This is a genomic window from Stenotrophomonas sp. T8 (assembly GCF_051853085.1).
GTDB classification, from domain to species: domain Bacteria; phylum Pseudomonadota; class Gammaproteobacteria; order Xanthomonadales; family Xanthomonadaceae; genus Stenotrophomonas; species Stenotrophomonas sepilia.
The window spans coordinates 3,572,689-3,595,789 of sequence record NZ_CP195329.1 but is presented as its reverse complement, the minus strand read 5'-3'; the positions used below and the strand labels follow the sequence as shown (position 1 = coordinate 3,595,789).

The window sequence follows — 23,101 nt, the reverse complement described above, 5'->3', positions numbered from 1 at the left end:
TGTCCAGTCTGCCCAAGCGGGCCCAAAGGCAGTAAAACAGCAGGCTGGGACGGCCCCCGTTGGTCCTTCCCGTTCTTCCCGCAGATTGCAGCGATACTTCCCGACGTGCCAGCTTCACCGGACAACCTGAACCCCTTGGCCGGCGACCCGCTGGGCGTTCCCGCCGGCGGGCGTCACGGGGTGGCCCGCGGCCTGGCCCAGCTGGGCCTGTTCTGCCTGCCGGCACTGGTGCTGACCGTGCCGATCAACCTGCTGCCGTATGGCCTGCTGCTGCTGCTCAGCACGCTGCTGGCGCCGGAGCTGCTGTGGCGCGCGCGCGGCATGGCCGGTCAGCCGGTGAAAGTGCTGGCCTGGCTGATGCTGGCGGTGCTGGCGCTCGGCGTACTGTCGGTGGTGTTGTTCGAGCAGGGCCTGCGTGACGTCGACAACCGCTCGCGATTCGTGGTGATCCCGTGGATCGCGCTCTGGGTCTGCGCGCTGCGTCCCAACCTGCGGTGGCTCTGGTACGGATCATTGACAGGCCTGCTCGCCACCTTCGCGATGTCGCTGTGGCAGGTGCTGGGTGGCGCCGCGCGCGCAGAGTTGTTCACCAACGCCATCGTGCTGGCCGACATCGTGATGGTGTTGATGGTGCTGCTGGTGTTCTGCCGCCCGTCGCGGCGCTGGTCGCTGGTGATCCTTGGCATGGCCGCTGGCTGCGGCACCATCGTGCTGACCGGCAGCCGCGGCGTGTTCGCTGCCCTGCTGGCGCTGCTGGTGGTGCTGGCACTGAGCCTGCGCTGGCGCACCGGTGCGGCGCGCCTGTCGGTGCTGGCCGGCATGCTGGCAATCGGTGCGACCCTGCTGTTGTCGGTACCGGAGCTGCGTCACCAGGTGCGCCTGAGCGAGCTGCACAGCGACGTGCAGCGGATGGAGCAGGGCGACAGTGATTCTTCCGCCGGTGCCCGCGTGGAACGCCTGCAGGTGGCCTGGGAGACCTTCCTCGATCACCCGCTGGTGGGCGTTGGCATCGGGCATTTCGACAGCGCGATGCTGCGCGTGCCGGTCTGCCGTGAGAATCCGGAAGAGTTGCGTTGCCACCTGGGGCATGCACACAACGATGTTGCCGAATGGGCAGCGACCCAGGGCGTACCGGGCCTGCTGCTGTTGCTGGCGGTGTATGGCATCCCGCTAGGGGTGTTCGTGCGGCTTCATCGCCGCAGCGGACGGACGACCTTCCGGGGGCCGGCCGCAGCCGGCATCATGCTGGTGATCACCTATGCGCTGTGCGGCCTGACCCAGTCGATGTTCGCGCACCAGATGACGGCCAGTTTCTATGTGACCCTGGTCGGCCTGCTGACCGGCCTGTCGATCGTCGAAGGCGCGCGCCACCGGGCAGTCACCGGGGCGTGACGCATCGGCGCGCCGGGCAGGGCCCGGCGATCAGGGGTTCGGCGGGTCGGCCACGGCCTGGCCGTTGCCCAGCATCCACAGCATGATGGTCTTCTGGCGCACGTAGTTGGCGCGCACATAAGCGTAGACCAGGCCATGCCAGCCGTCGCGGAAGCCGCCACGGAACACGAAGCCGCGCCAGAACCGCCAGGCCGGTGCCAGCACCAGCTTGCCCAGCGTGGCCCGTTTACCGCGCGCGAACTCGTGCTCGGCCATCATCCGCGCGTACTTCTCGGTCTTGGCCAGCTGCTGCTGCAAGGAGCGGTAGGGATAGTGGACCAGGTCGCCGCGCAGGGTACCCACACTGCCATCGACGCTGGCGGCCTCGTGGATCTCGCGCTTGCCGCGCCAGCCGCCACGGCGGCGGTCGAACAGGCGCATCACCCGGTCCGGGTAGGCATTGCCATGGCGCAGGAACTTGCCGAAGTACTCCGACAGGCGTGCGAAGCGATAGCCGGCATGGCCGGCGAAGCCACCGTCGCGGGCCTGTTCGATGGCCGCACGCAGTTCCGGGCTGATCCGCTCATCGGCGTCCAGGCACAGCACCCAGTCGTGGCCGGCCTGCTCGACGCAGTACGCCTTCTGGCTGCGGAAGCCGTCGAACGGGCGCTGCAGCACGCGGGCGCCTGCGGCCTCGGCGATGGCCACGGTGGCATCGGTGGAGTAGGAGTCCACGACGACGATCTCATCGCAGAAGGCCAGCGAGGCCAGGCAGTCGCCGATGCGGCCGGCCTCGTTGAACGCGATAATGCAGGCCGAGATGCGAGGCCGTTCGATGGGAGCGGTCGTGGAGGACATGATGGCCGGGTACCTGTTGTTTGCGACGGAGCGCTATGCGCTGCCTATTCTCGCCCCGTTGGCGCAGGCCTTGCACGCCTCCGGGCAGGAGGTGGCGGCCTGGTTCGAGGGCGGCGCGGCCGGCAGCCAGCTGCCGGGCGTGCCCAACATCGGCCTCAAGCAGGCGCTGGCAATGCGGCCGCGGGCGGTGTTCAGCGCCGCCAACTGGGTGCCGACCTTCCTTTCGGGAGCCAAGGTGCAGCTGTTCCATGGCTTCAACGTGGAGAAGCGGGACAGTGCGCGCGGCCACTTCCGGGTGCGCGGCATGTTCGACCTGTACTGCACGCAGGGGCCGGCCACCACCGGGCCGTTCCGTGAGATCGCGGCCCTGCAGGGCCACTTCGCGGTGGCCGAGACCGGCTGGCCGAAGCTGGATCCGCTGTTCCGCGACGATGGTGGCGAGAGCGCCGCGCTGCGCGCCGCCGCTGGAGGACGCCCGGTGATCCTGTTCGGTTCGACCTTCACCGAACGCCTGAGCGCAGCCCCGCACCTGCATGCGCAGATTGCTGCCGACATCGCCGAGGGCAACCGCTACTGGCTGCTGACCCTGCACCCGAAGTGCCCACCGGAATTGTTCGAACGCTACCGCGCGCTGGCCGGTGCCAATGCACGCTTCATCGAGCCGGAGCAGGTGATGGCCGCACAGCGCGCCGCCGATGTGCTGGTGTCCGATACGTCCTCGATCGTTTCGGAGTTCATCGTCCAGCACAAGCCGGTGGTGACCTTCCGCAACCGGGTGCCCAAGCCGCACATGATCGACTTCGACGACCCGGTGCAGCTGCCGGCGATGCTGCAGCGCGCGCTGCATCCCGACGCCGCGCTGCAGGCGGAGATCGTGCGCTACGCCGATGCCATCCATCCGTACCGCGATGGCCTGTCCAGCGAGCGCGTGATTGCGGCTACCGAGGATTTCCTGTCCGGTGAAATGGGCGTGCTGCGGCGCAAGCCGTTCGGCAGCTGGGTGCGCGACCTGCAGATCCGCAAGGACCTGGGGTATTGGGGGCCGTCGCAGCGGTAAGCCGAGCGTGGGCTCGGCTCTACAGTAGATCCACGCCATGCGTGGATGCGCGGCCCCCGGCCGCGGTAGTGCCGGCCGCTGGCCGGCAACCTCGGGGATGTCTGCGGTTGCCGGCCAGCGGCCGGCACTACCTACCAGCGCAGCTTGCGCCGCGCCAGCGCGGCCGCCAGTTGATCCATCACCTGTTGCGCCTGCGCCTGCGGCAGGTAGTGCAGGATCAATGCCACATCGCCATGCGCGCCGGCGGTATCCAGCTGCAGGCTGCTGGTGCCCAGCAGCTTGTCCAGTGGCGAGCGCAGCAGGCGCAGGCCCTGCACCTTGTCCAGCTCGGCCCAGCGCCACCAGCGCTTCCACCAGCCGCCGCGCACGGCGACGTAGTGGTCATCCAGATACCAGCCCATGCGCGCCATCTGCCGGTGGGCCACAAGCAGCGCCAGCGGCAGCCAGGCCAGCACGATCAGGCCCCATGATCCCCAGCGCCAGTACGCGGCGGCGGCCAGCAGGGGAACCAGCAGCAGCGCGCCCAGGCACAGCCGCCACCAGCCACGCTGCGGAATGGACTGCCATTGCGCCGGCGGCCACTGCAGTTGAGGCAACAGGTGCTGCACCAGCTGCTCGCAGCGCATTGCCGGGGCCAGCGGTGCCAGCTCGCGCAGAGCGCGGTCCTGATCCCGCGAAGGGCCGCCGGCGGCGCTGTCGACGCGCAGCTGGCGCAGGCCGAACCAGCGATGCAGGGTGGTCTCGTACAGCGTCCAGGCCTGGATGCGGCGACGCGCGACACTGCTGCGGGTTCGGCTGACCAGGCCAGCCGAGACGGTCAGCCGGCGATCCTGCTCGCTGAGAGTGAAGCCGTGATAGCGCAGCAGGGTCAGCACCACCGACAACGCCCGCAGCGCCAGCCAGCCCAGCAGCAGGGCTGCGGCCAGCAGCAGGAAGGCGCCGGCCACGCCGGGATGCAGGTGGCTTGCGTAGCCGAAGGCCTCCCTGCCGCCACGCTGGATGGCCGCGTCCATCACCGGCCGCGGCACGGTCTGGAACAGCACGCCGAAGGCGGCGATCGCCAGTGCCCATCCGCGGTTGGAGAGCAGGCCCATGCGCACCACGTCCCAGCTCGACAGGCGCAGCAGCACCTGTTCGGTGTCGGTCCCGGTGATCGAGGGCGTGGCGACGACGCCGGCGGGCTGCGGTGCCTGCCCACGCTGGCGCACCAGCCGTTCCAGCGCCAGCGCCTGGTCCAGCCTCAGTACCCGCATCTCGGCTTCCGGCCGCACGCCGCCGGCCGATTCCAGGCGCAGCTCGGCCACACCGAACAGCCGGTGCAACGGGTTCTGCCGCACTTCCACGTTGTGGATGCGGGCGAACGGGATCTCGCGGCGGTTGCGCGCCAGCAGCCCGCTGCGCACGGTGATGGCATCGCTGCCGATGCGGTAGCGGTAGCTGAGGTACTGCAGCACCGAGACCAGCACCAGTGCCGCGATCGCCGACAGTGGAATCAACTGCGCCCACATCGGGTCGCGCTCGCCACGCTGGCCGAACACCAGCAGCGCGACCAGCGGCAGGAAGTAGTGTCGCAGCTGCATCAGCAGTACGAACAGCCACGACCACGGGTGCAGGCGATGGTCCTCGCCACCGGCAGGCAGCGATGCGGGCAGGGGCGGCGGCAGGCTCACAGGGCGTCGGCGTCCTGGTCGAGCTGGTGCGAGAGGGTGTCGCGCAGGCGCTCGGCGTCGGCTTCATCCAGGCCGTTGACGGTGACCGCGCTCATGCGGGTACCGGCAGTGTGCACGATCAGCGTGGCCAGGCCGGCGCGGCGCTCCAACGGGCCCCGGCGCAGGTCCAGGTGTTGTACGCGCGATATGGGAATGCGGGTTTCCAGCTGCCACATCAGGTCGCGGCGCAGGCCCAGGCCCTGGTCATCCAGGCGCCAGCGGGTGCGGGTCAGTCGCCGGCGGCCGAGCCAGGCGCCGAAGAGGATGCCGATCAGCAGCCCCAGGGCGGCAGTCCACAGGCCGCCGGGCAGATCGAAGAACCAGGCAGCTGCGGCCAGTGGCAGACCCGGTACGAACAGTCCGCCGAAGGCGCCTTCCAGTGCGGCCAGGCGGGCGGCACGTTGCGGCAGCGATTGCCAGGCTTCGGTGGTCGGGGCGATAGGGGCGACGTCGGTCACGCGGGCTCCGTCAGGTGGCAGGGCGAGCGGCGGCGGCGGTGGCCGCACCGCGCAGACGGTAGCAGGTCGGCTGTGTTACTGGGCAGCCTGGATCAGCGCATCGACATCCAGCAGGTGACCAGCACGATCGGCCTTGGTGCGCAGGTAGTGTTCGTTTTCGGCGGTGATCTCGCCGGTGACCGGAATGCAGTCCAGCACCTCGATGCCGGCATTGCGCAGGCGCTGTGCCTTGGTCGGGTTGTTGCTGAGCAGAGCCACGCGCGAAATGCCCAGGCCATGCAGCATCGCCACCGCACTGCCGTAGCGGCGTTCGTCGGCACCGAAGCCCAGCTGCGCATCGGCGTCGATGGTGTCCAGGCCGTCGTGCTGGTAGCCATAGGCGCGCATCTTGGCGGCGATGCCGGTGCCGCGGCCTTCCTGGTCCAGGTACAGCAGCACGCCACCGCCCAGTTCCTTCAGCTTGCGCAGCCCGCGCCGCAGCTGGTCGCCGCAGTCGCACTTGAGCGAGCCGAACAGGTCGCCGGTCAGGCACGAGGAGTGCACGCGTACCGGTACCACCGACGACAGGTCCGGTTCGCCGACGATGATCGCGACCTGGTCGCGCTGGGCCACGCCGCCGCGGAACACCGCGAAGGTGGTCATGCCGACGTCGCGCAGCGGTACCGGCGAACGCGCCACCAGTTCGTAGTCGTGGGCCGCATGTGCTGCGCCTTCGGCCAGGTCGCACAGGGCCACCTCGGCGGCACCGTCGAACGTGTGGTCATCCACGTCCAGGCGCACCGCGACCATCGCCGGCAGCAGCAGGCCCAGGCGGGCCAGCTCCACCGCGCCGGCATCGAAGGCGTCGCCGGCCGCCCAGTCGTCGGGCATGGGGCCGGGCTCGCGCAGGTAACCCAGCGAGGGCAGGGTATCGAAGTCAATGCCGGCCAGCGGCAGGCGCGCGCCTTCCGGTGCTTCCACGCCGAGCACGCGGGCGCGGGTGGCGGTCAGGAACAGGTAGTGGCGCTCGCGCGCGGCAGCGGCGAACGTGGCAAAGCTGCTGGCAGTGGCGCTGTCCAGTGCAATCACCGCCAGGCGCTGGCCCTGGCCATCGTGGAGCAGTACCGGGCGACCGGCACGCAGTTCGGCCACCGCGCGTTCGCAGCGGATCGCGGCGGGGTCGCCGAACAGGGAAGAGGCAGCAGGCATGGCAGGACCGGGGGAGGCGGACATCGCAGTCTCTATGGGGGCGACGGCGTCGTATTCAACGTGGTGCGGCCGCCGGTCGCAGGGGCCGGACGGGCCCGCGTGGTGCGACCGTCAGTGCGGATGCTCTTCGGTCGCGTACGGGTCTTCCTCGCCGCTGCCCGGTGGCCGCAGCGTATAGCGCTTGTAGGTCCACTGGTACTGCGTCGGGTCGCGGCGGGCGATGCGCTCGATGCCGGCGTTGAGCGCGGTGGCCGCCACCTGCGGGTCCGGGTCGGCCACGGCCGGGTCGGTCGGCTCGATGTGCAGGGCGAATTCCATGTCCGGCCCGATGCGCTCGCACCAGCCATACAGCACGGTGGCGCCGGTGCGCTCGGCCAGCCGGTTGACCAGGGTCATGGTCAGTGCCTGCACGCCGAAGAACGGCACGAACACGCCGTCGCCGGCCTTGGGTTGCTGGTCGGGCAGGATGCCGGTGGCACCGCCGTCCTTGAGCACCTTGAACAGCTGGCGCACGGCGGGGCCCTCGGCGCGCACCTGCTGCACGTTCTGGCCGCCCCGCACCAGCTGCAGGAAGGCGTCGCTGGCCTCGTCCTCCGGTGGCTTGTAGACGATGGCGATGTGCCCGCGCGAGGCCAGCCACTGGTTCAGCAGCTCCCAGTTGCCGAAGTGGGGTGCGGCCACGATCACGCCCTTGCCGCTGGCCAGCGCCGCGTCGTACAGGGCTTCGCCGTGGCGCTGCTTCAGGTGCAGGCGCAGGTTGTCGGCGGGCCTCTGGCTCCACAGCCGCAGCGTCTCGATGGCCTGCAGGGCGGTGGAGCGTAGCAGCTCGCGGTGCAGGCGGTCGCGCGCCGGACCGTCCAGTTCCGGGTAGGCCAGTTCCAGGTTGCGACGGGTGACGCGGCTCTCGCGAGCGTTGAGACGGACCCACGTCCACGCCAGGGCATGCGCGAATCCCCGCAGCACTGGCCAGGGCAGGCGGGCGAACAGGGTGGTGGCGCGGTAGACCAGCCGGGCTTTGCGTTGCGGATTCATCGGCGCCAGTTTAGCCAAGGGCGCTGCTATCGTGGCCGGCCCTGTTCATTGGAAGCCCACGATGCTCGTCCTGATCCAGCGCGTCAGCCAGGCCGCCGTCCACGTCGACCAGGAAGTGGTGGGGCAGATCGGCCCCGGCCTGCTGGCCCTGGTCGGCATGGAACCGGGCGATACCGAGGCCCAGCTGCGACGGATGGCCGAGCGCCTGCTGGGCTACCGGGTGTTCGCCGACGAGGCCGGGAAGATGAACCGGTCGCTGCGCGACACCGGCGGCGGCCTGCTGCTGGTCAGCCAGTTCACCCTGGCCGCCGATACCCGTTCGGGCATGCGCCCCAGTTTCACGACCGCCGCACCGCCGGACGAGGCTGAACGCGGGTTCAATCGATTTGTCGAGATCTGTCGTGAAAATCACGCGCCCGGGGTGGAAACGGGCCGATTTGGTGCCCATATGGTCGTCAGCCTGGTCAATGACGGTCCCGTGACCTTCCTTCTCAGGCCCTGAGCCTGCGGGACCACCGCCCGGCAGGCGGGGCCCCGGGCTGGTATAATGCTACGTTCCCTATTTCTCCCTAGCCGGTGGCGCGAGCACTACATGGCCAACGAACGTCCTGCCCAATCCGAAATCAAGCAACTGATCAGCAAGGGCCTGGAACAGGGCTACCTGACCTACGCCGAAGTCAATGACCATCTGCCGGACGACATGGTCGACCCGGAACAGATCGAAGACATCATCGGCATGATCAACGGCATGGGCATTGATGTCCATGAAGTTGCGCCGGATGTGGAAACCCTGCTTCTCAACGATGGCAACACCGGCAACCGCGAAGTCGATGACACTGCGGCTGAAGAAGCTGCCGCCGCGCTGAGCGCGCTCGACACCGAAGGTGGCCGTACCACCGACCCGGTGCGCATGTACATGCGCGAAATGGGCACCGTCGAGCTGCTGACCCGCGAAGGCGAAATCGCCATCGCCAAGCGCATCGAGGAAGGCCTTTCGCAGGTCCAGGCCGCCCTGGGTCAGTTCCCGGTTTCGGTCGAGTCGCTGCTGAACGACTACGAAGCCCACAAGGAAGGCAAGAAGCGCCTGGCCGAAGTGATCGTCGGCTTCAACGACCTGGTCGACGAAGAGCCGGCACCGCCGGCGGTCATTGCCGATGACAGCGCCGATGCGGACGCCGAAGGCGACGAGGACGAGGACGACGATGTCGACGGTGGCGATGAAGAAGCCGCACCGACCGGTCCGGATCCGGAGGAAGTCGCCGCGCGCATGCAGGCACTGAGCGATGCCTTCAACGCTTTCAAGAAGGCCGCGACCAAGGGCGACAAGAAGAACCTGCCGCGCCTGCGCGAAGAGATGTCGGCGGTGTTCGTCACCCTGAAGCTGCCGCTGCCGCTGACCGACGTGCTGACCAAGCAGCTGCGCGACACGATGGCCGACATCAAGTCGCATGAGCGCCGTGTGCTGAACCTGGCCACCGTCACCGCGCGCATGCCGCGCAAGGACTTCATCCGTTCCTGGGAAGGCAACCAGACCAACCTGGAGTGGGTGGAAGACGCACTGAAGCGCAAGCAGAAGTGGTCGTCGGCCCTGCGCGAAGTGAAGGACCAGATCATCGCCGAACAGCAGGCGACGATCGACATCGAGAAGCTGACCCAGCTGGACCTGGAAGAGCTGAAGGAAATCAGCCGTGCCATGGCCTACGGTGAAGCCAAGGCGCGCAAGGCCAAGAAGGAAATGGTCGAGGCCAACCTGCGCCTGGTGATCTCGATTGCCAAGAAGTACACCAACCGTGGCCTGCAGTTCCTCGACCTGATCCAGGAAGGCAACATCGGCCTGATGAAGGCCGTGGACAAGTTCGAGTACCGCCGCGGCTACAAGTTCTCGACCTACGCCACCTGGTGGATCCGCCAGGCGATCACCCGCTCGATCGCCGACCAGGCGCGCACCATCCGTATTCCGGTGCACATGATCGAGACGATCAACAAGTTGAACCGCATTTCCCGCCAGATGCTCCAGCAGTATGGCCGCGAGGCTACGCCGGAGGAGCTGGCCAAGGAAATGGACATGCCGGAAGACAAGATCCGCAAGGTGATGAAGATCGCCAAGGAGCCGATCTCGATGGAAACCCCGATCGGCGACGACGAGGATTCCCATCTGGGCGACTTCATCGAGGACACCAACGTGGAGTCCCCGATCGAGAACACCACCAACATCAACTTGTCCGAAACCGTTCGCGACGTGCTGGCCGGCCTCACCCCGAGGGAAGCCAAGGTGCTGCGCATGCGCTTCGGCATCGACATGAACACCGACCACACGCTGGAAGAGGTCGGCAAGCAGTTCGACGTGACCCGCGAGCGCATCCGCCAGATCGAAGCGAAGGCCCTGCGCAAGCTGCGTCACCCGAGCCGTTCGGAGCAGCTGCGCAGCTTCCTGGATATCGATTGATAGCCAGCGGCTGTTGAAGCGTTGAGAGAAACCCCGCCTGGTGCGGGGTTTTTCTTTAGTAGCTCCCGGCCATGCCGGTCGGATCCTGACGATGTCGCATCTGCCATTTGATTACGTCCCGCGGCGGTCGCACGCTGACCGTGCAGATGCTCAACACATCGCGTAGGCAGGCCGATCTTCATCGGCGCTGATGCAAGCGCGCAGCAGGTCACGTACATCACATGCGGCCTGCGGCACTGATTCGTCATGCATCTGGAGTCACGCCATGAATGATGTGGAGCACGATATGCCTGAGCCCGTGCAAATCGATTTCCCGCCGCTGCTGAACTGGGATGAGGTGATGCGGGATGAGTGTGAGGATCCGTTGGGGTTTGCACGTCGGACGACGTATGCGCTGCTGACGCTGCCTGAAGCTGGGTTGCTTGCCGGCTTCAGCGGCGGCAACCAGAAGGGACTGGAAGAGGCCAGGCGGACGGTGGCGCTGTTCCAGGCACATCTGCGGCGGCAGATGTGGTTTGCGGAAGCGGCGGAGAAGCGGTTGGGGCGCGTTGCTGAGGCTCTTGCTGCTGCCGGGTAGCCGATCGTGGGCGGCCTCCACTACACTGTGGCGCTGCGCAGGGCCTATAGCTCAACGGTTAGAGCAGGGGACTCATAATCCCTTGGTTCCAGGTTCGAATCCTGGTGGGCCCACCATCGAATCAGGCACTTAGGATCATCCGCAGTGCCTTCCTCGTCAAGCCAGTGCCGCACGGTGACCGCTCGGTGACCGTTTGTGGGATAGTGTCCACCGGGAGCGAAGCCACGCAACCAATCTCATTCAGTATCAAAGCGGCACGAGATTGCGATGGCACTTGCGGTTGCGAGCATTTGTTGGAAGAATTCTGCGTCTTGCTTAACAGCATCGCCTTCCAGCACTTGCAGACTGCTTCAAGTTGCGCGACATTGGTTGCGAAGGCCCCACCCACCCCACATAGGAGTGTGCCATGCGTGAAGTTGTCGGCGGTTTCTAAAAAGCGTTGAGCATTCACCAACCTCCGCCCGCTTATTAGCGGGCGGAGCTATTTCTGGACTACAGGGGACAAAGGATGTTGTCGGCTATAGGGGATTTTCTTAACACGCCAGGATTCAACAGCATTGTGCTCCTTGTTGGTGTACTTGTTGCGCTTCGGCAATTGAAGCACGCAGAAGACGCTGTCAAAGCTCAGTTGCTTTCAGTAAAAGAGCAGATAGAAGCATCGAAAGGTGGACAGGAAGCATCTATCGCTGAGTCAAGATTGATCGCTAAGCGGCGCGAGACGGCTCGGCTTCTGTTGGAAAGTCGCGGTGATGAGAAGCTGCAGCGCGGATGGCGGGCGGTTGATATGTACTACAACGGTACAGAGCTAAACATCAAAGTCCTGGCCAGCCAGGAATTTAGGCCTACCCGGTTGGAAGGTGAAAGTGATGACGACTACGGTGCGCGTTGCCTGCGCATCGATGGTGATAGGTCGGACATCACCTATCTTCTTAACCATTTCGAGAATGTGGCGATATGCATTGAACGTGGAATATTCTGCCGCGACATGATTGTTGACGCTTGGAGAACGATCATGATCGACAGCTTCAGGCATTCACGTGCATTGATCGATGCATGGCGAGCAGAGTCCAAAAACACTGCGATATTGATCAAGTTTCAGACGCTCGTGCAGGAGCTTGAGGCTGAGTCGCGCTAGAGCTTATTGTTCACTACACATATTTTTAGCGGTTACGATCAGCCCGTTGTTTCGTCGAAGAGCTGCTATCTGAGCAGCTCTCTCTTGGTCGTAATCCAACGCTGTACGTCGCTTTGATACCAACGACTCCCTCCACCGATTTTGAGCTTGGGCGGAAAGGTCCCCTTCTTCATCTCGCGGTAGATGTAGCTCTTCTTCATCCCGGTCTGGGCTTCGACCTGCTCGAGCTTCAGAAGGACTTCGGGGAAGTTCTCAGCTGCGCCCATCTCGGGCCTCCGTTACTTCAGTGGTGGGCGCCAACAGCAGCGCAGTGTGCGAATCCGACCGTGCCGTGGTCACAAGGTTTGCGATCTGTGTCAGGTCCATTGTGGGGTCATCGAAAAGGGCGAGGCCGATCTGGGCTGTCAGCCGCTGGGTCGCCGTCGCCGCCAGCGGCGACGGCGTGTCGATGGTGGCGAGGGCGTATGCGCGCCAGGCGTCGCACGCGGCCAGCAGCTGAGGCTCGCCGGCAAACGTGAAGGTCAATGCGCCGCCGCCGCCACCGCTGGCGGGGCGCGTGCTGGTCAGGGCGGTTTCGAGCGCTGCTGCAACCGCTATGGCTGCGCGCTGCTGGTGGATCAGTGGTGACCGCTCGCTCGGGGCGGCCTTGATGTGCTCAACGGTCAATGTGATTTCTCCTTCGTATGCTCATCGATTGATTTACGCATCTGCGCAATTCGGAAACCCCACTCGTCCCTTTCCCGCTTGCCTTCACGCTTCAACGCTCGCTCCAGTCGGTCGAGCAGCGGGAGAACCCAGGACGGATTGAACGGCTGGGGTTTCAGCGCGATGGGCGTCGGCGGCTTGGGTGGGTTGCAGTACGGATCGGCCCAATCGAAGGGGTCGTTACAGACGGTGCAGTGCGTTCGATCCGCCGACCAGATGTGATCCCGATCTTTGCCGGCCCTGCGAACCTCGTGGAGAAGCGGCTGGGTGTAAAGAGCCCGGACCTGTTCGCCAGCTGCAAGGGCTCGGTACCACTGCCTTTCATCGATCTGATACCAGAACGATCCGCCCCATTGCTCGAGCCTGACGGCTCGCTGCTGACCGAACAGACGCATCAGCGTGGTGGCCCATCGATTCACCTGATCGGCCGGCACCGCATGACCGGCGCGGCCTGCTGCTCGCATCTCGCGCACGGCGTCACTCGCAGTCTGCGGCGGTGCTGTGCTGATGGTCGAGGCATCGCCGCTCATGCTCCGCCCTCGAGCAGCATCTTGGGATCGATGTGCCACCCTGCTTCGCGAGCAGCACGCAGCCGTAGCTCGTTCGCATCGAACTCGTCCAGCTGCAGCGTTGTGATCGCGCCCTCAACCTGATGCGGCTGCAGGGGGCGGGACGTCCGGCCGAATGCGCGCCAAACGCTGAACACCTGGCAGCCCCAGGCCGGCGCAAGGCAGGCCAGCTGTTTGCCGTGCTCCCGGCAGTGGCGGCGGATCATGTCGCGAACCGACGCGTGCACCGGCGCCGGACCGCGTAGAGCAGCCTTAGTAGCCGAGACCTTTGGGCCGGGAGTCACGCACCGGCCCCGCGGAACGAGGGAGTGGGCTCAGGTGAATCGGTCGGAGCATGCGTTGGGTAGGGAATATCCGATTGCATTAGGAGGCGGAGGCGTTTAAGAATTGTGAAAGTTAAATAGAAACTTTCGCATGGGGGGGGCGTATGGATTTCGCGTTCAACACCATTACGGGGCAGAAGCACATCGCCCTGGAGTTCTCGCTTCTGCCCCCAGAGCAGATCCAAGCACTTCGTCGTAATTTCATCTGCGACGAGTGCAAAGAGCCGGGGTACTTTCGAAAGGCCTCCGTATCCGGTCGCGGTCCCTGTTTCGGAGCAAGGCACCTCGACAATTGCCAGCTGGCGGTCCGCTCGGAAGACCCTTGGGGTGAGGCCGGAGACGACCTCGTGCAAAGGCTTGAAGCCGATAACACCAAGATCATCTTGGGGATGAGTGCTGAAGACGGTGCTGAGGGCAGAGCCGGTGGTGTGCGTGGCCACCAAGAGCGAGGTGGGGGTGGCAGGCGATTTGCCGGTGGAGGGGAGCCCGCAAAGACGAAGATTCAACGTAATGCGGACAAACTGCTGGAGTGGCTGTACGCAGCCCCCAGCTTCAAAACGAGCAACTTGGTGATCGCTACGCCTGGCGGCGATATTCCGGTGAATGAGTTTTTTGTAGAGATACCCAAAGCAGATCGTAAGAAACATGTGGGTGAGCTCCGAGGCTATTGGGGCGAATTGACGCGGACCAATCAGTACTACAACACGCAAGTTTTCAACGGCGCTCCGAAGCCGGCCTTGGGATTTGAAATCCTGCCCGCTCTCGCGAAGAAGCTCGAGGCGAGATATCAACTTGAAGCAATTACCGGGCTCGTTGGTAGAAAGGTTCTTTTCATAGGAAGGGCACGCGAAACCCAGAATGGATCCTTCATGATGGAAGTCTCGGGAATGAGCTACGTGGGGCTTCTTCCCGAGGGCTATCAGATTGGGTAGTCCTTTACAGAGTTCAGTCATGCCGCCACCGCCATGTCGGCCGGCACCCGGTCCAAGTTCGCCTCTGCGATCGCGAACATGGGGGGCGGGCTGACGCTGTTGCCGCACATTCGAACCTGCGCAGTGGTCTTCAGTACCGTTCCGTCGGCGGTGCGGTCGATGATGTAGGTCACCGGGAAGCCCTGCGCGCGGAACAACTCATGCGGTTTGAGCATGCGCAGGCCGATATCAACGATGACGTAGGGCGTGCCCTTGATGACCACGGTGACCAGCGCCAGGCGGTCCTTGGTGGTGACCGTGTCCACGGGGTCATGCAGCCCCACGGCGATGCCGCTGCCGTAGTACTTCACCAGGAACGCGGCAACTCGCAGGGCACCTGCCTCCTGCTCGGGGGACAGTTGTGCCAGCTCCGCCTGTGCCACCGCATGCCCGCCATTGCCACTGGCAGTGACCGTGCCGACCGGTGAGCGAGCATCCTTGCTGCCAGTTCCCCAGCGTTTCTGGACAAGTGTCGGGGATACCACCGAGAAGTGCCCACCCTTCACCCCGGCGCAGACGGTAGGAAGTGGCTCGCCCGCCGGCATCGTCCGCTGACGGCTTGCGTTGGCATGCTCGGTGAGGAACGGCGCCAGCTCGGGCGCCAGCAGCATCAGCTCGCCGCGATTGGCGGCGGTGATGGTGCGCATAGGGTCGCGCACGCTATGCACGCGATCGCCGCCCTGGTGCGTTGCAGGGACGATGAAGGGATCGGCCGAGTTGATGACGTGCCGCATGACGCCCTTGGCGATGCGGCGCATGGTGGCGTCGGCCAGCGGCCGATCCCGAGTAAAGATGGACGGGCAGGGGATCGAGAAGTCCAGGCAGTCAGCAGCAGTCACGCGCGGCTTCAGTCCCGGGGCTGTGCCATGGGTCGGCTCTGGCCACACGATGGGCTGGCCATCGCGGCGACCGAGCAGGAACAGGCGTTCGCGGCTGGTGCCGGCGCCGTAATCGCTGGCCACCAGCTTCCGCCACTCCACGGCGTAGCCCAGCGCCCGCAGTGCTGCGACGAACTGCCGCCAAGTGCGGCCGCTGTAGCGCTTATGGGGGACAAGAGCCTGGCGCTCGACGGGCACCCGCTCGCCCTTGTCGGCGACTCGGTTGACCATGACCGGCTTGCCGCGCCGGAACAGTGGCTTTCCCGACTCCGGATGCACGGCCTGGACCAAGTCTAGGGTGATCACCCGGCCGGTCTTGGAGCAGCGCTTTGCCACCAGCGGACCCCAGGTCAGGATCTGCCATACGTTCTCCATGGAGATGATGCGCGGCGCGGTGTTGGTCCCGTGCAGCCGATCAGCGCGCAGCAGCTGGCCAACCCACTTCAGCACCACCCACGACAGTGCGCGGGTCTTGCGGCTGCGCGGTTGGCCGCCCTTGGCCTGGCTGAAGTGGGTGCAGTCCGGCGAGGCATGGAACCAGCCGATGGGCCGGCCGGCCACGTCCACGCGTGGGTCTGCGTGCCAGATATCCTCGCGGTGGTGCTGGGTCAGCGGGTGGTTGGCGGCGTGCATGCCGATGGCCAACTCGTCGTGGTTGTAGGCCAGGGCGGGATCGATGCCAAGGGCCTGCTTGAGCCCTTCCGATGCGCCGCCACCACCGGCGAACAGATCCACAACAATCTCGCCGGGGCGCAGCCGGGAGCGCTGCGGCATTGGGAAGTTGAAAGCGCGGGAGCCGTCAGCCATTGGAATCGTCCTCGTCGTCGTCCTGGTCGCTGTCATCGGCGTCCATGCAGGTGGAGCAGGTGTGTTCGCCGCGGTGCCATTGGCCGCATTCGTTCCAGCAGAAGCCGTTGCCGCAGGTCTTGCAGACGCCAGCGTCGGCGAGGTCGAGCGGCTCATCGCAGACGCAGCACAGTCCAATGGGCATGCCTCTCATTTGCCCACCGCCTGGCTGAGCGGAGCCAGCAGCTGCACAAACGTGATCCACGGGTTTGCCTCATGCGCTTGGGCGCCCTTGCAGCCGTCAACGTGCGGGAACGGGTAGTGTGCGTAGCTGGTCAGCTGAGGCCGCTGGCAGATCCTGCAGCGTATGTAGTCGCCATCGAGTTCCCATCGCATCGAGAACGAGCAGAGCTTTCCGTTTGCCTCAGCGATAGCGTCGCCGCCGATGATCTCTGGCCTATGCATTGCGCTGCGCGTGTTTGTGGTGATCGTAGTCATCGCCAGCCCCGCAGAAACTCGCCGAACGTCACACCGCCGTCGTAGCGCAGGAACTGCTGGTAGCGCTGCTGCGACCTGGTCAGTTTCGGCGGCGGCGGAGTGTGCGCCTGCACCGCTGCACGGCCAGCCTGGGTGACGTTGAACACGTCGCTGCCGCCGGTGATCGCGTTCCCCGCGCGCCGCACCATGAATCCACGCTCGACCAGCGCCATGCAGTGCCGGTGGTCGGCGCCGCCTGGGCCGGTGACGAAGTGACTGCGGTAGCTGCGCTCCAAGCCGCCTTCGCCGACGCCCAAGGCGTGGCGAAGAATCTGCAGCTCGGCATCCGGCAGAGCTCCGGAGGTCGTCTGGTCAGCCATTGCGCACCGCCTGGCTGTCGATCAGGGCCAGCAGTCGCAGCGCCTCGGCGTGCTTTTTGGCGTCGCCACGCGGGAAGTCCGGGTTGGCGTGCCCGCGCTCCTGCCATTCCATCAGCTCAACTGCAGGCCGGAACTGCCCCAGGTCCACGGCCTGCGGGGGCGAGGCTGCGATGGTCGGACACGGACCCTCATGCCCCGCTGCCAGCGTGCACGCCCAGCCGTTCGGCGGCAGCGCGCAACGCTCGACCGGAAGGATGGACCATGCGTCCTCGTTCTCCGCTGCCAGTGCTTCGGCGTCGGCGCGACGAACCAGCCACAGCGCGGCGGACCTGTCTGCGGTCCACTCGGGGCCAACCTGCCCCCATGCCATGTACTTCTCGCCACTGCCGTTGGAGATCACAAATCCGCCGCTGCACACCGGCTCCCCCACCGGCTGGCGAGCGGCGAGCGCGGCGTCGAGTGCGAGGATTGCGGATTTCAGAGATTGAGCTTCATGCGCCCTCATGCCGCTAAGGATGTCGCTCATCAAGGCGCGGTCGTGTGCGGCATTCGCTACGATCCTCGCTGCTTCAATCAGCGCATCCCCCTGACCACCCAGGGAGGGCTGGGCGGAAAGGGCGGAAATCCTTTGGCGATCAGCCACAGTGCACCTCCCTGGTGTTGATCAGATTGAGCAACGTCGTCGCGAAGTCACTGGCGTGGTGCGCGCTACGGGCCATGTCTTTCAGCACCGACTTCAGGTGGTTTTCGGTGCTGACGGGCATCGTCCTCAGCACGGGGCCATGCCGGCGGGAAGCCTCTTCCTGGCACTGGCTTAGAAGATCAGCCAGCACTGGCTCGCGCGCTGCGGCTGCTTCACCATTCAGGGCAATGTCCAGCTGGCGCACCAGGTAGGCCTGCGCATCCTGCTCGAGCGAGAGCATGGCGTCATGGCTGATCAGTGGCGCTGCGGCGGCGAGCCCGGCGCGGATGGCCTCGGCGTAGCCCTTTTGGGTGCCATGGGTTGCGTAGGCAGCGCGGAACGCTTCAATCGCGCTATCGGGGATCGGAGTTGAAGGTTTGGCGTCGCTGGGCTGAGGCTGTTTCATTCGGGAGATCTCAGGCTGCGGTGGTGGCCGGCTTCTCGGCCATGGCTGCCAAGCGCTCAAGGCGTTCGGCTTCGGCGATGTAGTAGTCGTGACGGTCCTGTCGGACCTTCGCGGAGAAGAACGGATCGGTCAGGGCGTTCTCGGCCGCAACGCGGTTGGCCTTGGCCAGGCGGGCTGGGTCGTGGTCGAAGATGTCGAGCTGGTTGCGGAGGTCCATGGATGCCGCCGGCGAAGCGTCAGCGGAGTTGTGTGCGTGGCCAGAGGGCCGGCATCTGCCGTTGCCACGCCGCGTAGCCCACCCGGATGCCGTTTTTGAGCGAGCGCTGCAGGATCTGGCCGAACTGCACGCGCAGCGTGAACCAGCGGCACGGGTGGGCAGCAACTGCCGCCGCGTACCGCTGCAGCCTCTCTTCAGGCGTCGGCGTGGCCGTGCTGACGATCACCGCGTCCAGGCCGCCGCCGATCGGATGCAGGCCGTCCATCAGCGCACCAACCTGTGCAGGTTCGGCGCGACGCGCTGGCGCTGCTCCTCCGCCTCGCGTTGACGCTGCGCGCTCGCCTGGTGCGTGCAGTACACGCGGTAGGGATGCCGGCGGGGGCGCTTCGCGCGCTCCAAGGCCGCGCGCTGGTCCGGCGTCAGGTCAGGTGCTGGGAGCTTGATCGCGGGTGCTCTCATGCGGCACCGCCTTGTGCCCGCAGCATGCGCCGAAGGTTCTTGCGCACATCGGCGATGGCTCGGCCGGCACTGGCGCGACGCTCCAGCACTGCGCGCGCGGCAACGTCGGCGGCGGCGGCGACCAGGTTCGGGTCAAAGCCCATACCAGTGGCGGCCGTAGCGGCTGCCTTGGCGGCGACGGCCGCGCGCTGGGCGAGTGGATAGGTGATGGCGGTGATCATGCTGCACCGGCCTGGCTGATCGTGTAGCCACGGCCGCGGGTGGCATTGATGCGGTAGCCGTGCTGGGCCAGCTTCTGGCGCAGGCGGCAAATGGTCACCTCGACGGTGTTCGATTTACGACCTGCACCGCCATACAGGCTCTCTTCCAGCGCGGAGCGGCTGATCGGGGTGTCACCTGCGTTGATGATCAGCTCCAGCACCTTAGATTCGGTGGGGCTCAGGGGCAGGCGCTGTGTGCCGATCATCGCGGCGCGTGGTTCGGTAAGGAGGCCGGTGATCACGGCGCCACCTCCACGAAGGCCAGTTCGTGCATGACGCACTGCGCCCGGGCCAGCACCGGGGAGGTGCTCGGCTCTTTGCCGTCTGCGGTCGACAGGGGGACAACCGCATTGGCCCGGACGCATGCCGCCGGGGAAATCTCATAGGAGCCGCTCAGGACGGCATCGGCTGCATCGAGGGAAAGCTGCCAGCGCGCCGGCTCGAAGTTTTGCGTCAGCGCCGCAGTGACGCCTGCCGCACAGTCGGGCACCCGGTCTGCATCGCGGAAAGCGTTGAGGGTCGTGTTGGCGACGGTGGCACGCAGTGCCCAATCGTCCCCGGCGGCCAGCTCATACACAGCCAGAGCGGCGCAGATGCGGGGGCTGGTGATCACCAGCCCGTTCGGCGCGTCGTCTGTAGCCGCGGCGGGTGCATCGGTGGGGGTGGCCCAAGCAACCACGCCTAGGGCGGTGAAGCACGCCAAGGCGGCCAGGCCGACGCGGGCGGTGCGCATGGTGTTGAGGGTCAGGGGCATTGCAAGGTCTCCGTTGGCGGCAGTAGCCGACTGCGACGCTATAAAAGCACGCTAATACGGAGAATGCAAGCACGCTTATTCAGCGTACTTCTACGCTAGCCTTCCATGGAGAAGGAGACACGGGATGGAATGGCGGAAGGTGGCGGTACTGGCCGTCGGCGGATTGATCGGATCGGTGCACGCGCAGTCCGGTTCTCATCTCGAGATCAAGCGCCAGGTAATCGGGCTGGAAGTTCCCAATAAGGTCAGGAAGACGGGAGCGTCTACGGGCGTCGATGAAGCAGCGTCGGCGACTGGCTTTGAGTTTATGGGAATCACCCTCGGCGGCCCGTTGGTGCGTGAGTGTCCGCAGGAGCAGGCGTATGGTGGCAATTTGTACAACGTGGCTTCGCGTAAGTCCGCTTGCTGGGCGACTTTCAGTATGCGTCCCGACCCCCGTCTGAACACCCGCAACAACAGAACCCTTCCGATCGCGCCTATGGACAACAAAAGGCCGACCGGCACCCAAGCGGTGACGGCCATCGTGGTGGATGGAAGGATTGAAGGGTTGAACGTGGAAACCGATGGTTTCCGTCATGCCAACGAACTGCTAGGGCAGCTGAAGCAGAAGCTGGGCAAGCCCACCTTGCAGGAGACGACTGAAGTGATTAGCGGCGTAGGAGCTAGGTTCTCCAGCCCCAAAGCTGTGTGGGATCTTCCAGATGCCTATGTTCAGTTCAACGGTATCGTCGGCACTGTCGATGCAGGTCTCATCGTCGTTCTCACACAGGCGCAGAGGGCGCGCGAAATGGCTCGCCAATCTGAGAACGAGAAATCCTTCTAACTTCAGACTTCCTGGGCACTGCGCAGCAAAGCCAGGCCCAGGATCTTGCCGCCCACATGAAGCTGATCCGCTTCTTGTGGTGGCACAACTTCACTCAGGTACTTCCTGTTGGTGCTGATCACATGCAGCCCGTCCCGCAGTAGCTGCAGGCGCTTCACGTATGTCAGGCCATGTAGGTTGATCAGATACAGGCCGTCCCCGTCGAAGTAGTCCTTGGCCACGTCAACAAAAACGACGTCACCGTTCTTGATGTCGGGATACATCGAATCGCCCCGCACGGTGACGAGTCGAACACGGTCAGCTTCTGGTACGAACCCAAGCTGCTGGCGCACCTGCCACTCTGCGATGTCGAGCTCCCTGACCACATCTGGGAAATCCTGATTCATTGCGCCAAAGCCCCCTGATGCTTCGCCTTCCATAACTCGGAAGCGAACATATCCAGCGAGCGTCTCACTGGTTGATATCAAAGTGCCATGAGACTCATCCCATCGCTCGGGCAGCTCGCCAGTGATCAACCATTCCACTCGAAATGGTCGGTAGACGCGGGCGAGCTTGACTGCCGTCTCTCCACTTAGCGACTTGGTCTTGCCGTCCTCCAATTGATACAGCGCCGATGGCGTGATGCCAGCACGGCGTGCCGCGTCAGCAGGTTCGGTGATGCCGCACTCTGATCGTGCGCGCTTCAAGCGGGTGGCGAGGGCAGTAGTCATGTTAGCGAGCTTATTAGTCCGTTAAGTAAGCGTGCTTGCATGTGTAATGGAAGCGTGCTTATATAGGTGGCATGAACATGCCTCGGATCACCAAGGAAGAAGCCATTGCCGCTTACGAGGGCAATGCAGCCGCGCTCGCACGCGCTCTCGGAATCACGCCGTCGGCTGTCTATCAGTGGCCCGAGGGGCAGATCGACGACCTCTGGGCGCTGAAGCTGCGCTTTGTGCTGATGCCAGCCCATTTCCAGGCGCTTGAGCGACCTGCGGAAGGCGACCCCGACGCTGACCGGATCGTGCCAGTGGAGGTCGCCTGAGATGAGCGCCCTGAAGCGACGCCTGGCGATCCATCGCCGTATCAGCGCATTTGCGCAATGGAATGCACTCGCCCGGAAGCTGGCCGGCCTACAGGCGTTATCAGTTCCAACGCTTGGCCTTGTCCAGCTTCCGAGCGGGCAGTTCATTTGCGCGGGACTTAGGGCGCCTGCAGTGCCTCCGACCATGTCCGGGCCAATGAATCTGCATGCCCAAGGCAGACCATCCGAGGTGGTGGATCGTTCGAGAGCATCTCGTTGATGACTGCCATTGCGTTCCGGTTGGCGCTTTCGATGGAGGCTACGGCACCTGCGGGGTCGCGTCGCGAAGCCATCAGGTCCAGAACGCAGCCCTTGAGCAGTTCCACTTCGCCGATCAAACGAAAGATCAGTTGCTGTTCTGCGGTGAATTTCACTCCGTCCATGTCGCCCTCCTTGCGGGCTGTGTTGGTAGCACATCCAGCCTAGCGCAAGGAGGGCGGCTCCAAGCCTTTGAATTCCGGTCGTCCTGTCCATGGCGACCACTTTGCATCGCCTCCCGAGGTGCGTAAATGAAGCCTGATCCTCAGTACCACGAGCCGCGCTCTGCGGTGGTGTTCCGGCACACGACCGACGCCATCCGCAACAGCGGCCACACCGACAGCAGCCTTGCCCAGGCGATCGCCGAGCAGTACATGGCGGACGTAGCGCCAGCCGAGCGCATTCTGCACTTCCATGTCGGTGTAGACGCCGACAGCACCGAAAAAGCGCTGAAGTCCAACGGCCAGCTCATTGCCCGCATCCGCAACGGCACGGTCAAGATGCCTGTTGACCTGGAAGAGTCGTGGGTTCGTGCGCTGCCGCCGCACTGGCGCGACGCCTGCTCGCGCGAACTGGCCCAGCGCTATGGCTTTCTCGGTGCCCGTATTCCGATGATGGAGCCGCATGCCGGCGTGCTGGCTGTGGCCCGCCTGTCGGTGGAGTTCGGCCACACGCTCGAAGCGATCACCAACGTCCTGGCCGACGGCCGCATCTGCCCGAAGGACATACCTGAGCTGCGCCGCGCGCTGGACGAGATCGGTCAGCTCGAGGCGGAACTGGTTACGGCCAAGCGCTACGTGTCGGGTCACCTGCAGGATCTGGCGCCGCGAGCGGTGCAGGGTGCGCAGCGATGAGCGGCGGTGCAATGGTGAGCTGGGCAATCGCCGTGGTCAGCGAATTCGACAGTGCCGGCCGTCGCATCCCTGAGAGTGTGGTGCCGCTTCTGCCCATGGTGGATGTAGTCCTCTGGGCAAAAGAGCAGCCGCAGCCGGTGCGCGTTGATGCACTTCAGAAGCGATTCGGCCTTTCGCGCGCGACGGCATATCGCTGGCAGCTCGCGCTGCAGGACCTCAACGATCCGGCGGCCGCCAGGCGGCGACTTCCCGGCCAGCGGCAGCTGAGCACCGCGATGGGGCGTGAGGTTCCCGTATCGGGTCGTGCGGGGGCGACGGGATGAACATCAGTCCGACCCTCGGTCTGCGCTGTGGCCCTGCGCTCCGCACCGCTCCGGTTGAGCGAGAGCCGACCGTAGCTCCGGT

General features: G+C 65.2%; 32 protein-coding genes and 1 tRNA gene. 12 read left to right on the top strand and 21 right to left on the bottom strand.

What is annotated here, in order from left to right:
* Window positions 1-135 precede the first annotated feature (135 nt).
* On the top strand, window positions 136-1,392 hold the full coding sequence (locus ACSDHM_RS16695) for an O-antigen ligase family protein (protein ID WP_334271793.1): 1,257 nt from the start codon (window positions 136-138) through the stop codon (window positions 1,390-1,392).
* Window positions 1,393-1,422: 30 nt separating this feature from the next.
* Here the strand turns inward: ACSDHM_RS16695 and ACSDHM_RS16690 are convergent, their stop codons facing one another.
* Window positions 1,423-2,229: a glycosyltransferase family 2 protein gene (locus tag ACSDHM_RS16690; protein WP_088496602.1), complete on the bottom strand. Its 807-nt coding sequence runs from the start codon at window positions 2,227-2,229 to the stop codon at window positions 1,423-1,425.
* On the opposite strand from ACSDHM_RS16690, the gene ACSDHM_RS16685 reads away from it, so the two are divergent.
* Window positions 2,228-3,286: a CDP-glycerol glycerophosphotransferase family protein gene (locus tag ACSDHM_RS16685; protein ID WP_072167253.1), complete on the top strand. Its 1,059-nt coding sequence runs from the start codon at window positions 2,228-2,230 to the stop codon at window positions 3,284-3,286. The genes ACSDHM_RS16690 and ACSDHM_RS16685 overlap by 2 nt on opposite strands.
* A 131-nt stretch (window positions 3,287-3,417) precedes the next feature.
* Here the strand turns inward: ACSDHM_RS16685 and ACSDHM_RS16680 are convergent, their stop codons facing one another.
* The 4 genes from ACSDHM_RS16680 to ACSDHM_RS16665 all read right to left on the bottom strand — a co-directional run bounded on the left by ACSDHM_RS16680 (window position 3,418) and on the right by ACSDHM_RS16665 (window position 7,673).
* Window positions 3,418-4,956, bottom strand: coding sequence for a PH domain-containing protein (locus ACSDHM_RS16680; RefSeq protein WP_072167252.1), 1,539 nt, complete (start codon window positions 4,954-4,956; stop codon window positions 3,418-3,420).
* A complete protein-coding gene (locus tag ACSDHM_RS16675) occupies window positions 4,953-5,453 on the bottom strand; it encodes a PH domain-containing protein (RefSeq protein WP_005419594.1) in 501 nt (166 codons plus the stop codon). The genes ACSDHM_RS16680 and ACSDHM_RS16675 overlap by 4 nt, the downstream gene beginning before the upstream one ends.
* Before the next feature lie 75 nt (window positions 5,454-5,528).
* A complete protein-coding gene (gene ribA, locus ACSDHM_RS16670; RefSeq protein WP_088496103.1) occupies window positions 5,529-6,665 on the bottom strand; it encodes a GTP cyclohydrolase II RibA in 1,137 nt (378 codons plus the stop codon).
* Window positions 6,666-6,752: 87 nt separating this feature from the next.
* Window positions 6,753-7,673 carry a lauroyl acyltransferase gene (locus ACSDHM_RS16665; RefSeq protein ID WP_005419590.1) on the bottom strand — a complete coding sequence of 307 codons (921 nt, stop codon included), beginning with the start codon at window positions 7,671-7,673 and terminating at the stop codon, window positions 6,753-6,755.
* A gap of 61 nt (window positions 7,674-7,734) precedes the next feature.
* Between ACSDHM_RS16665 and dtd the strand changes: the two genes are divergently transcribed.
* From dtd to ACSDHM_RS16640, 5 genes are all read left to right on the top strand, one after another.
* Window positions 7,735-8,175 (top strand): D-aminoacyl-tRNA deacylase, encoded by a 441-nt coding sequence (gene dtd, locus ACSDHM_RS16660; protein WP_005419588.1) that lies wholly within the window; start codon window positions 7,735-7,737, stop codon window positions 8,173-8,175.
* A gap of 90 nt (window positions 8,176-8,265) precedes the next feature.
* On the top strand, window positions 8,266-10,119 hold the full coding sequence (gene rpoD, locus ACSDHM_RS16655; RefSeq protein WP_088496104.1) for an RNA polymerase sigma factor RpoD: 1,854 nt from the start codon (window positions 8,266-8,268) through the stop codon (window positions 10,117-10,119).
* A gap of 265 nt (window positions 10,120-10,384) precedes the next feature.
* Complete coding sequence (locus tag ACSDHM_RS16650) at window positions 10,385-10,696, top strand: hypothetical protein (protein ID WP_088496105.1); 312 nt, start codon at window positions 10,385-10,387, stop codon at window positions 10,694-10,696.
* Window positions 10,697-10,736: 40 nt separating this feature from the next.
* Window positions 10,737-10,812, top strand: a tRNA-Ile gene (locus tag ACSDHM_RS16645).
* Between the two features lie 392 nt (window positions 10,813-11,204).
* The gene (locus tag ACSDHM_RS16640) at window positions 11,205-11,831 is read left to right on the top strand and encodes a DUF4760 domain-containing protein (protein ID WP_439426431.1); all 627 of its coding nucleotides are present in this window, start codon (window positions 11,205-11,207) and stop codon (window positions 11,829-11,831) included.
* Window positions 11,832-11,896: 65 nt separating this feature from the next.
* On the opposite strand, the gene ACSDHM_RS16635 is transcribed toward ACSDHM_RS16640, so the two are convergent.
* From ACSDHM_RS16635 to ACSDHM_RS16620, 4 genes are read right to left on the bottom strand one after another with little or no spacing between them, the layout of a single operon-like run.
* Window positions 11,897-12,097, bottom strand: a complete 201-nt coding sequence (locus ACSDHM_RS16635; protein WP_439426430.1) for a helix-turn-helix transcriptional regulator — start codon at window positions 12,095-12,097, stop codon at window positions 11,897-11,899.
* Window positions 12,084-12,497, bottom strand: coding sequence for a hypothetical protein (locus ACSDHM_RS16630; RefSeq protein ID WP_439426429.1), 414 nt, complete (start codon window positions 12,495-12,497; stop codon window positions 12,084-12,086). Before ACSDHM_RS16630 ends, ACSDHM_RS16635 begins: the two co-directional genes overlap by 14 nt.
* Window positions 12,494-13,066 carry a hypothetical protein gene (locus ACSDHM_RS16625; protein WP_439426428.1) on the bottom strand — a complete coding sequence of 191 codons (573 nt, stop codon included), beginning with the start codon at window positions 13,064-13,066 and terminating at the stop codon, window positions 12,494-12,496. The genes ACSDHM_RS16630 and ACSDHM_RS16625 overlap by 4 nt, the downstream gene beginning before the upstream one ends.
* Complete coding sequence (locus ACSDHM_RS16620) at window positions 13,063-13,311, bottom strand: hypothetical protein (RefSeq protein ID WP_057503226.1); 249 nt, start codon at window positions 13,309-13,311, stop codon at window positions 13,063-13,065. The genes ACSDHM_RS16625 and ACSDHM_RS16620 overlap by 4 nt, the downstream gene beginning before the upstream one ends.
* A 221-nt stretch (window positions 13,312-13,532) precedes the next feature.
* On the opposite strand from ACSDHM_RS16620, the gene ACSDHM_RS16615 reads away from it, so the two are divergent.
* Window positions 13,533-14,360, top strand: coding sequence for a hypothetical protein (locus ACSDHM_RS16615; RefSeq protein WP_439426427.1), 828 nt, complete (start codon window positions 13,533-13,535; stop codon window positions 14,358-14,360).
* Between the two features lie 17 nt (window positions 14,361-14,377).
* Here the strand turns inward: ACSDHM_RS16615 and ACSDHM_RS16610 are convergent, their stop codons facing one another.
* The 10 genes from ACSDHM_RS16610 to ACSDHM_RS16565 all read right to left on the bottom strand — a co-directional run bounded on the left by ACSDHM_RS16610 (window position 14,378) and on the right by ACSDHM_RS16565 (window position 19,698).
* Entirely contained in the window at window positions 14,378-16,084 is a 1,707-nt protein-coding gene (locus ACSDHM_RS16610) for a DNA cytosine methyltransferase (protein ID WP_439426983.1), read from the bottom strand.
* Window positions 16,085-16,273: 189 nt separating this feature from the next.
* Window positions 16,274-16,561: a hypothetical protein gene (locus ACSDHM_RS16605; protein ID WP_439426426.1), complete on the bottom strand. Its 288-nt coding sequence runs from the start codon at window positions 16,559-16,561 to the stop codon at window positions 16,274-16,276.
* Complete coding sequence (locus tag ACSDHM_RS16600; protein WP_439426425.1) at window positions 16,558-16,920, bottom strand: hypothetical protein; 363 nt, start codon at window positions 16,918-16,920, stop codon at window positions 16,558-16,560. Before ACSDHM_RS16600 ends, ACSDHM_RS16605 begins: the two co-directional genes overlap by 4 nt.
* On the bottom strand, window positions 16,913-17,446 hold the full coding sequence (locus tag ACSDHM_RS16595) for a hypothetical protein (protein ID WP_439426424.1): 534 nt from the start codon (window positions 17,444-17,446) through the stop codon (window positions 16,913-16,915). The genes ACSDHM_RS16600 and ACSDHM_RS16595 overlap by 8 nt, the downstream gene beginning before the upstream one ends.
* Window positions 17,447-17,555: 109 nt before the next feature.
* Window positions 17,556-18,008, bottom strand: coding sequence for a hypothetical protein (locus ACSDHM_RS16590; RefSeq protein ID WP_439426423.1), 453 nt, complete (start codon window positions 18,006-18,008; stop codon window positions 17,556-17,558).
* Window positions 18,009-18,018: 10 nt separating this feature from the next.
* Complete coding sequence (locus tag ACSDHM_RS16585) at window positions 18,019-18,225, bottom strand: hypothetical protein (protein ID WP_315805995.1); 207 nt, start codon at window positions 18,223-18,225, stop codon at window positions 18,019-18,021.
* Window positions 18,226-18,244: 19 nt separating this feature from the next.
* Window positions 18,245-18,490, bottom strand: coding sequence for a hypothetical protein (locus ACSDHM_RS16580; protein ID WP_439426422.1), 246 nt, complete (start codon window positions 18,488-18,490; stop codon window positions 18,245-18,247).
* Between the two features lie 190 nt (window positions 18,491-18,680).
* Entirely contained in the window at window positions 18,681-18,905 is a 225-nt protein-coding gene (locus ACSDHM_RS16575) for a hypothetical protein (protein WP_439426421.1), read from the bottom strand.
* Window positions 18,902-19,186: a winged helix-turn-helix domain-containing protein gene (locus ACSDHM_RS16570; protein ID WP_439426420.1), complete on the bottom strand. Its 285-nt coding sequence runs from the start codon at window positions 19,184-19,186 to the stop codon at window positions 18,902-18,904. The genes ACSDHM_RS16575 and ACSDHM_RS16570 overlap by 4 nt, the downstream gene beginning before the upstream one ends.
* Window positions 19,183-19,698 carry a hypothetical protein gene (locus ACSDHM_RS16565; protein WP_231352333.1) on the bottom strand — a complete coding sequence of 172 codons (516 nt, stop codon included), beginning with the start codon at window positions 19,696-19,698 and terminating at the stop codon, window positions 19,183-19,185. Before ACSDHM_RS16565 ends, ACSDHM_RS16570 begins: the two co-directional genes overlap by 4 nt.
* Before the next feature lie 124 nt (window positions 19,699-19,822).
* Between ACSDHM_RS16565 and ACSDHM_RS16560 the strand changes: the two genes are divergently transcribed.
* A complete protein-coding gene (locus ACSDHM_RS16560; RefSeq protein WP_439426419.1) occupies window positions 19,823-20,521 on the top strand; it encodes a hypothetical protein in 699 nt (232 codons plus the stop codon).
* Between the two features lie 2 nt (window positions 20,522-20,523).
* Here the strand turns inward: ACSDHM_RS16560 and ACSDHM_RS16555 are convergent, their stop codons facing one another.
* A complete protein-coding gene (locus ACSDHM_RS16555; RefSeq protein WP_439426418.1) occupies window positions 20,524-21,231 on the bottom strand; it encodes a S24 family peptidase in 708 nt (235 codons plus the stop codon).
* A 77-nt stretch (window positions 21,232-21,308) separates the two neighbouring features.
* On the opposite strand from ACSDHM_RS16555, the gene ACSDHM_RS16550 reads away from it, so the two are divergent.
* Window positions 21,309-21,545, top strand: a complete 237-nt coding sequence (locus ACSDHM_RS16550) for a Cro/CI family transcriptional regulator (protein ID WP_439426417.1) — start codon at window positions 21,309-21,311, stop codon at window positions 21,543-21,545.
* Between the two features lie 158 nt (window positions 21,546-21,703).
* Here the strand turns inward: ACSDHM_RS16550 and ACSDHM_RS16545 are convergent, their stop codons facing one another.
* Window positions 21,704-21,967: a hypothetical protein gene (locus ACSDHM_RS16545; protein ID WP_180845896.1), complete on the bottom strand. Its 264-nt coding sequence runs from the start codon at window positions 21,965-21,967 to the stop codon at window positions 21,704-21,706.
* Window positions 21,968-22,093: 126 nt separating this feature from the next.
* Between ACSDHM_RS16545 and ACSDHM_RS16540 the strand changes: the two genes are divergently transcribed.
* Window positions 22,094-22,696 (top strand): hypothetical protein, encoded by a 603-nt coding sequence (locus ACSDHM_RS16540; RefSeq protein WP_064239326.1) that lies wholly within the window; start codon window positions 22,094-22,096, stop codon window positions 22,694-22,696.
* Window positions 22,693-23,019: a hypothetical protein gene (locus ACSDHM_RS16535; RefSeq protein ID WP_439426416.1), complete on the top strand. Its 327-nt coding sequence runs from the start codon at window positions 22,693-22,695 to the stop codon at window positions 23,017-23,019. The genes ACSDHM_RS16540 and ACSDHM_RS16535 overlap by 4 nt, the downstream gene beginning before the upstream one ends.
* Window positions 23,020-23,101: the final 82 nt, after the last annotated feature.

Excerpts from the sequence above, each read along its gene's own strand:
- ACSDHM_RS16685 (WP_072167253.1), top strand. The coding sequence starts at position 2,228 with ATGATGGCCGGGTACCTGTTGTTTGCGACGGAGCGCTATGCGCTGCCT.
- ACSDHM_RS16690 (WP_088496602.1), bottom strand. The coding sequence starts at position 2,229 with ATGTCCTCCACGACCGCTCCCATCGAACGGCCTCGCATCTCGGCCTGC.
- ribA (WP_088496103.1), bottom strand. The coding sequence starts at position 6,665 with ATGTCCGCCTCCCCCGGTCCTGCCATGCCTGCTGCCTCTTCCCTGTTC.
- ACSDHM_RS16665 (WP_005419590.1), bottom strand. The coding sequence starts at position 7,673 with ATGAATCCGCAACGCAAAGCCCGGCTGGTCTACCGCGCCACCACCCTG.
- dtd (WP_005419588.1), top strand. The coding sequence starts at position 7,735 with ATGCTCGTCCTGATCCAGCGCGTCAGCCAGGCCGCCGTCCACGTCGAC.
- rpoD (WP_088496104.1), top strand. The coding sequence starts at position 8,266 with ATGGCCAACGAACGTCCTGCCCAATCCGAAATCAAGCAACTGATCAGC.
- ACSDHM_RS16650 (WP_088496105.1), top strand. The coding sequence starts at position 10,385 with ATGAATGATGTGGAGCACGATATGCCTGAGCCCGTGCAAATCGATTTC.
- ACSDHM_RS16640 (WP_439426431.1), top strand. The coding sequence starts at position 11,205 with ATGTTGTCGGCTATAGGGGATTTTCTTAACACGCCAGGATTCAACAGC.
- ACSDHM_RS16635 (WP_439426430.1), bottom strand. The coding sequence starts at position 12,097 with ATGGGCGCAGCTGAGAACTTCCCCGAAGTCCTTCTGAAGCTCGAGCAG.
- ACSDHM_RS16625 (WP_439426428.1), bottom strand. The coding sequence starts at position 13,066 with ATGAGCGGCGATGCCTCGACCATCAGCACAGCACCGCCGCAGACTGCG.
- ACSDHM_RS16620 (WP_057503226.1), bottom strand. The coding sequence starts at position 13,311 with ATGATCCGCCGCCACTGCCGGGAGCACGGCAAACAGCTGGCCTGCCTT.
- ACSDHM_RS16615 (WP_439426427.1), top strand. The coding sequence starts at position 13,533 with ATGGATTTCGCGTTCAACACCATTACGGGGCAGAAGCACATCGCCCTG.
- ACSDHM_RS16610 (WP_439426983.1), bottom strand. The coding sequence starts at position 16,084 with ATGGCTGACGGCTCCCGCGCTTTCAACTTCCCAATGCCGCAGCGCTCC.
- ACSDHM_RS16605 (WP_439426426.1), bottom strand. The coding sequence starts at position 16,561 with ATGACTACGATCACCACAAACACGCGCAGCGCAATGCATAGGCCAGAG.
- ACSDHM_RS16600 (WP_439426425.1), bottom strand. The coding sequence starts at position 16,920 with ATGGCTGACCAGACGACCTCCGGAGCTCTGCCGGATGCCGAGCTGCAG.
- ACSDHM_RS16595 (WP_439426424.1), bottom strand. The coding sequence starts at position 17,446 with ATGAGCGACATCCTTAGCGGCATGAGGGCGCATGAAGCTCAATCTCTG.
- ACSDHM_RS16590 (WP_439426423.1), bottom strand. The coding sequence starts at position 18,008 with ATGAAACAGCCTCAGCCCAGCGACGCCAAACCTTCAACTCCGATCCCC.
- ACSDHM_RS16585 (WP_315805995.1), bottom strand. The coding sequence starts at position 18,225 with ATGGACCTCCGCAACCAGCTCGACATCTTCGACCACGACCCAGCCCGC.
- ACSDHM_RS16580 (WP_439426422.1), bottom strand. The coding sequence starts at position 18,490 with ATGGACGGCCTGCATCCGATCGGCGGCGGCCTGGACGCGGTGATCGTC.
- ACSDHM_RS16575 (WP_439426421.1), bottom strand. The coding sequence starts at position 18,905 with ATGATCACCGCCATCACCTATCCACTCGCCCAGCGCGCGGCCGTCGCC.
- ACSDHM_RS16565 (WP_231352333.1), bottom strand. The coding sequence starts at position 19,698 with ATGCCCCTGACCCTCAACACCATGCGCACCGCCCGCGTCGGCCTGGCC.
- ACSDHM_RS16560 (WP_439426419.1), top strand. The coding sequence starts at position 19,823 with ATGGAATGGCGGAAGGTGGCGGTACTGGCCGTCGGCGGATTGATCGGA.
- ACSDHM_RS16555 (WP_439426418.1), bottom strand. The coding sequence starts at position 21,231 with ATGACTACTGCCCTCGCCACCCGCTTGAAGCGCGCACGATCAGAGTGC.
- ACSDHM_RS16550 (WP_439426417.1), top strand. The coding sequence starts at position 21,309 with ATGCCTCGGATCACCAAGGAAGAAGCCATTGCCGCTTACGAGGGCAAT.
- ACSDHM_RS16545 (WP_180845896.1), bottom strand. The coding sequence starts at position 21,967 with ATGGACGGAGTGAAATTCACCGCAGAACAGCAACTGATCTTTCGTTTG.
- ACSDHM_RS16540 (WP_064239326.1), top strand. The coding sequence starts at position 22,094 with ATGAAGCCTGATCCTCAGTACCACGAGCCGCGCTCTGCGGTGGTGTTC.
- ACSDHM_RS16535 (WP_439426416.1), top strand. The coding sequence starts at position 22,693 with ATGAGCGGCGGTGCAATGGTGAGCTGGGCAATCGCCGTGGTCAGCGAA.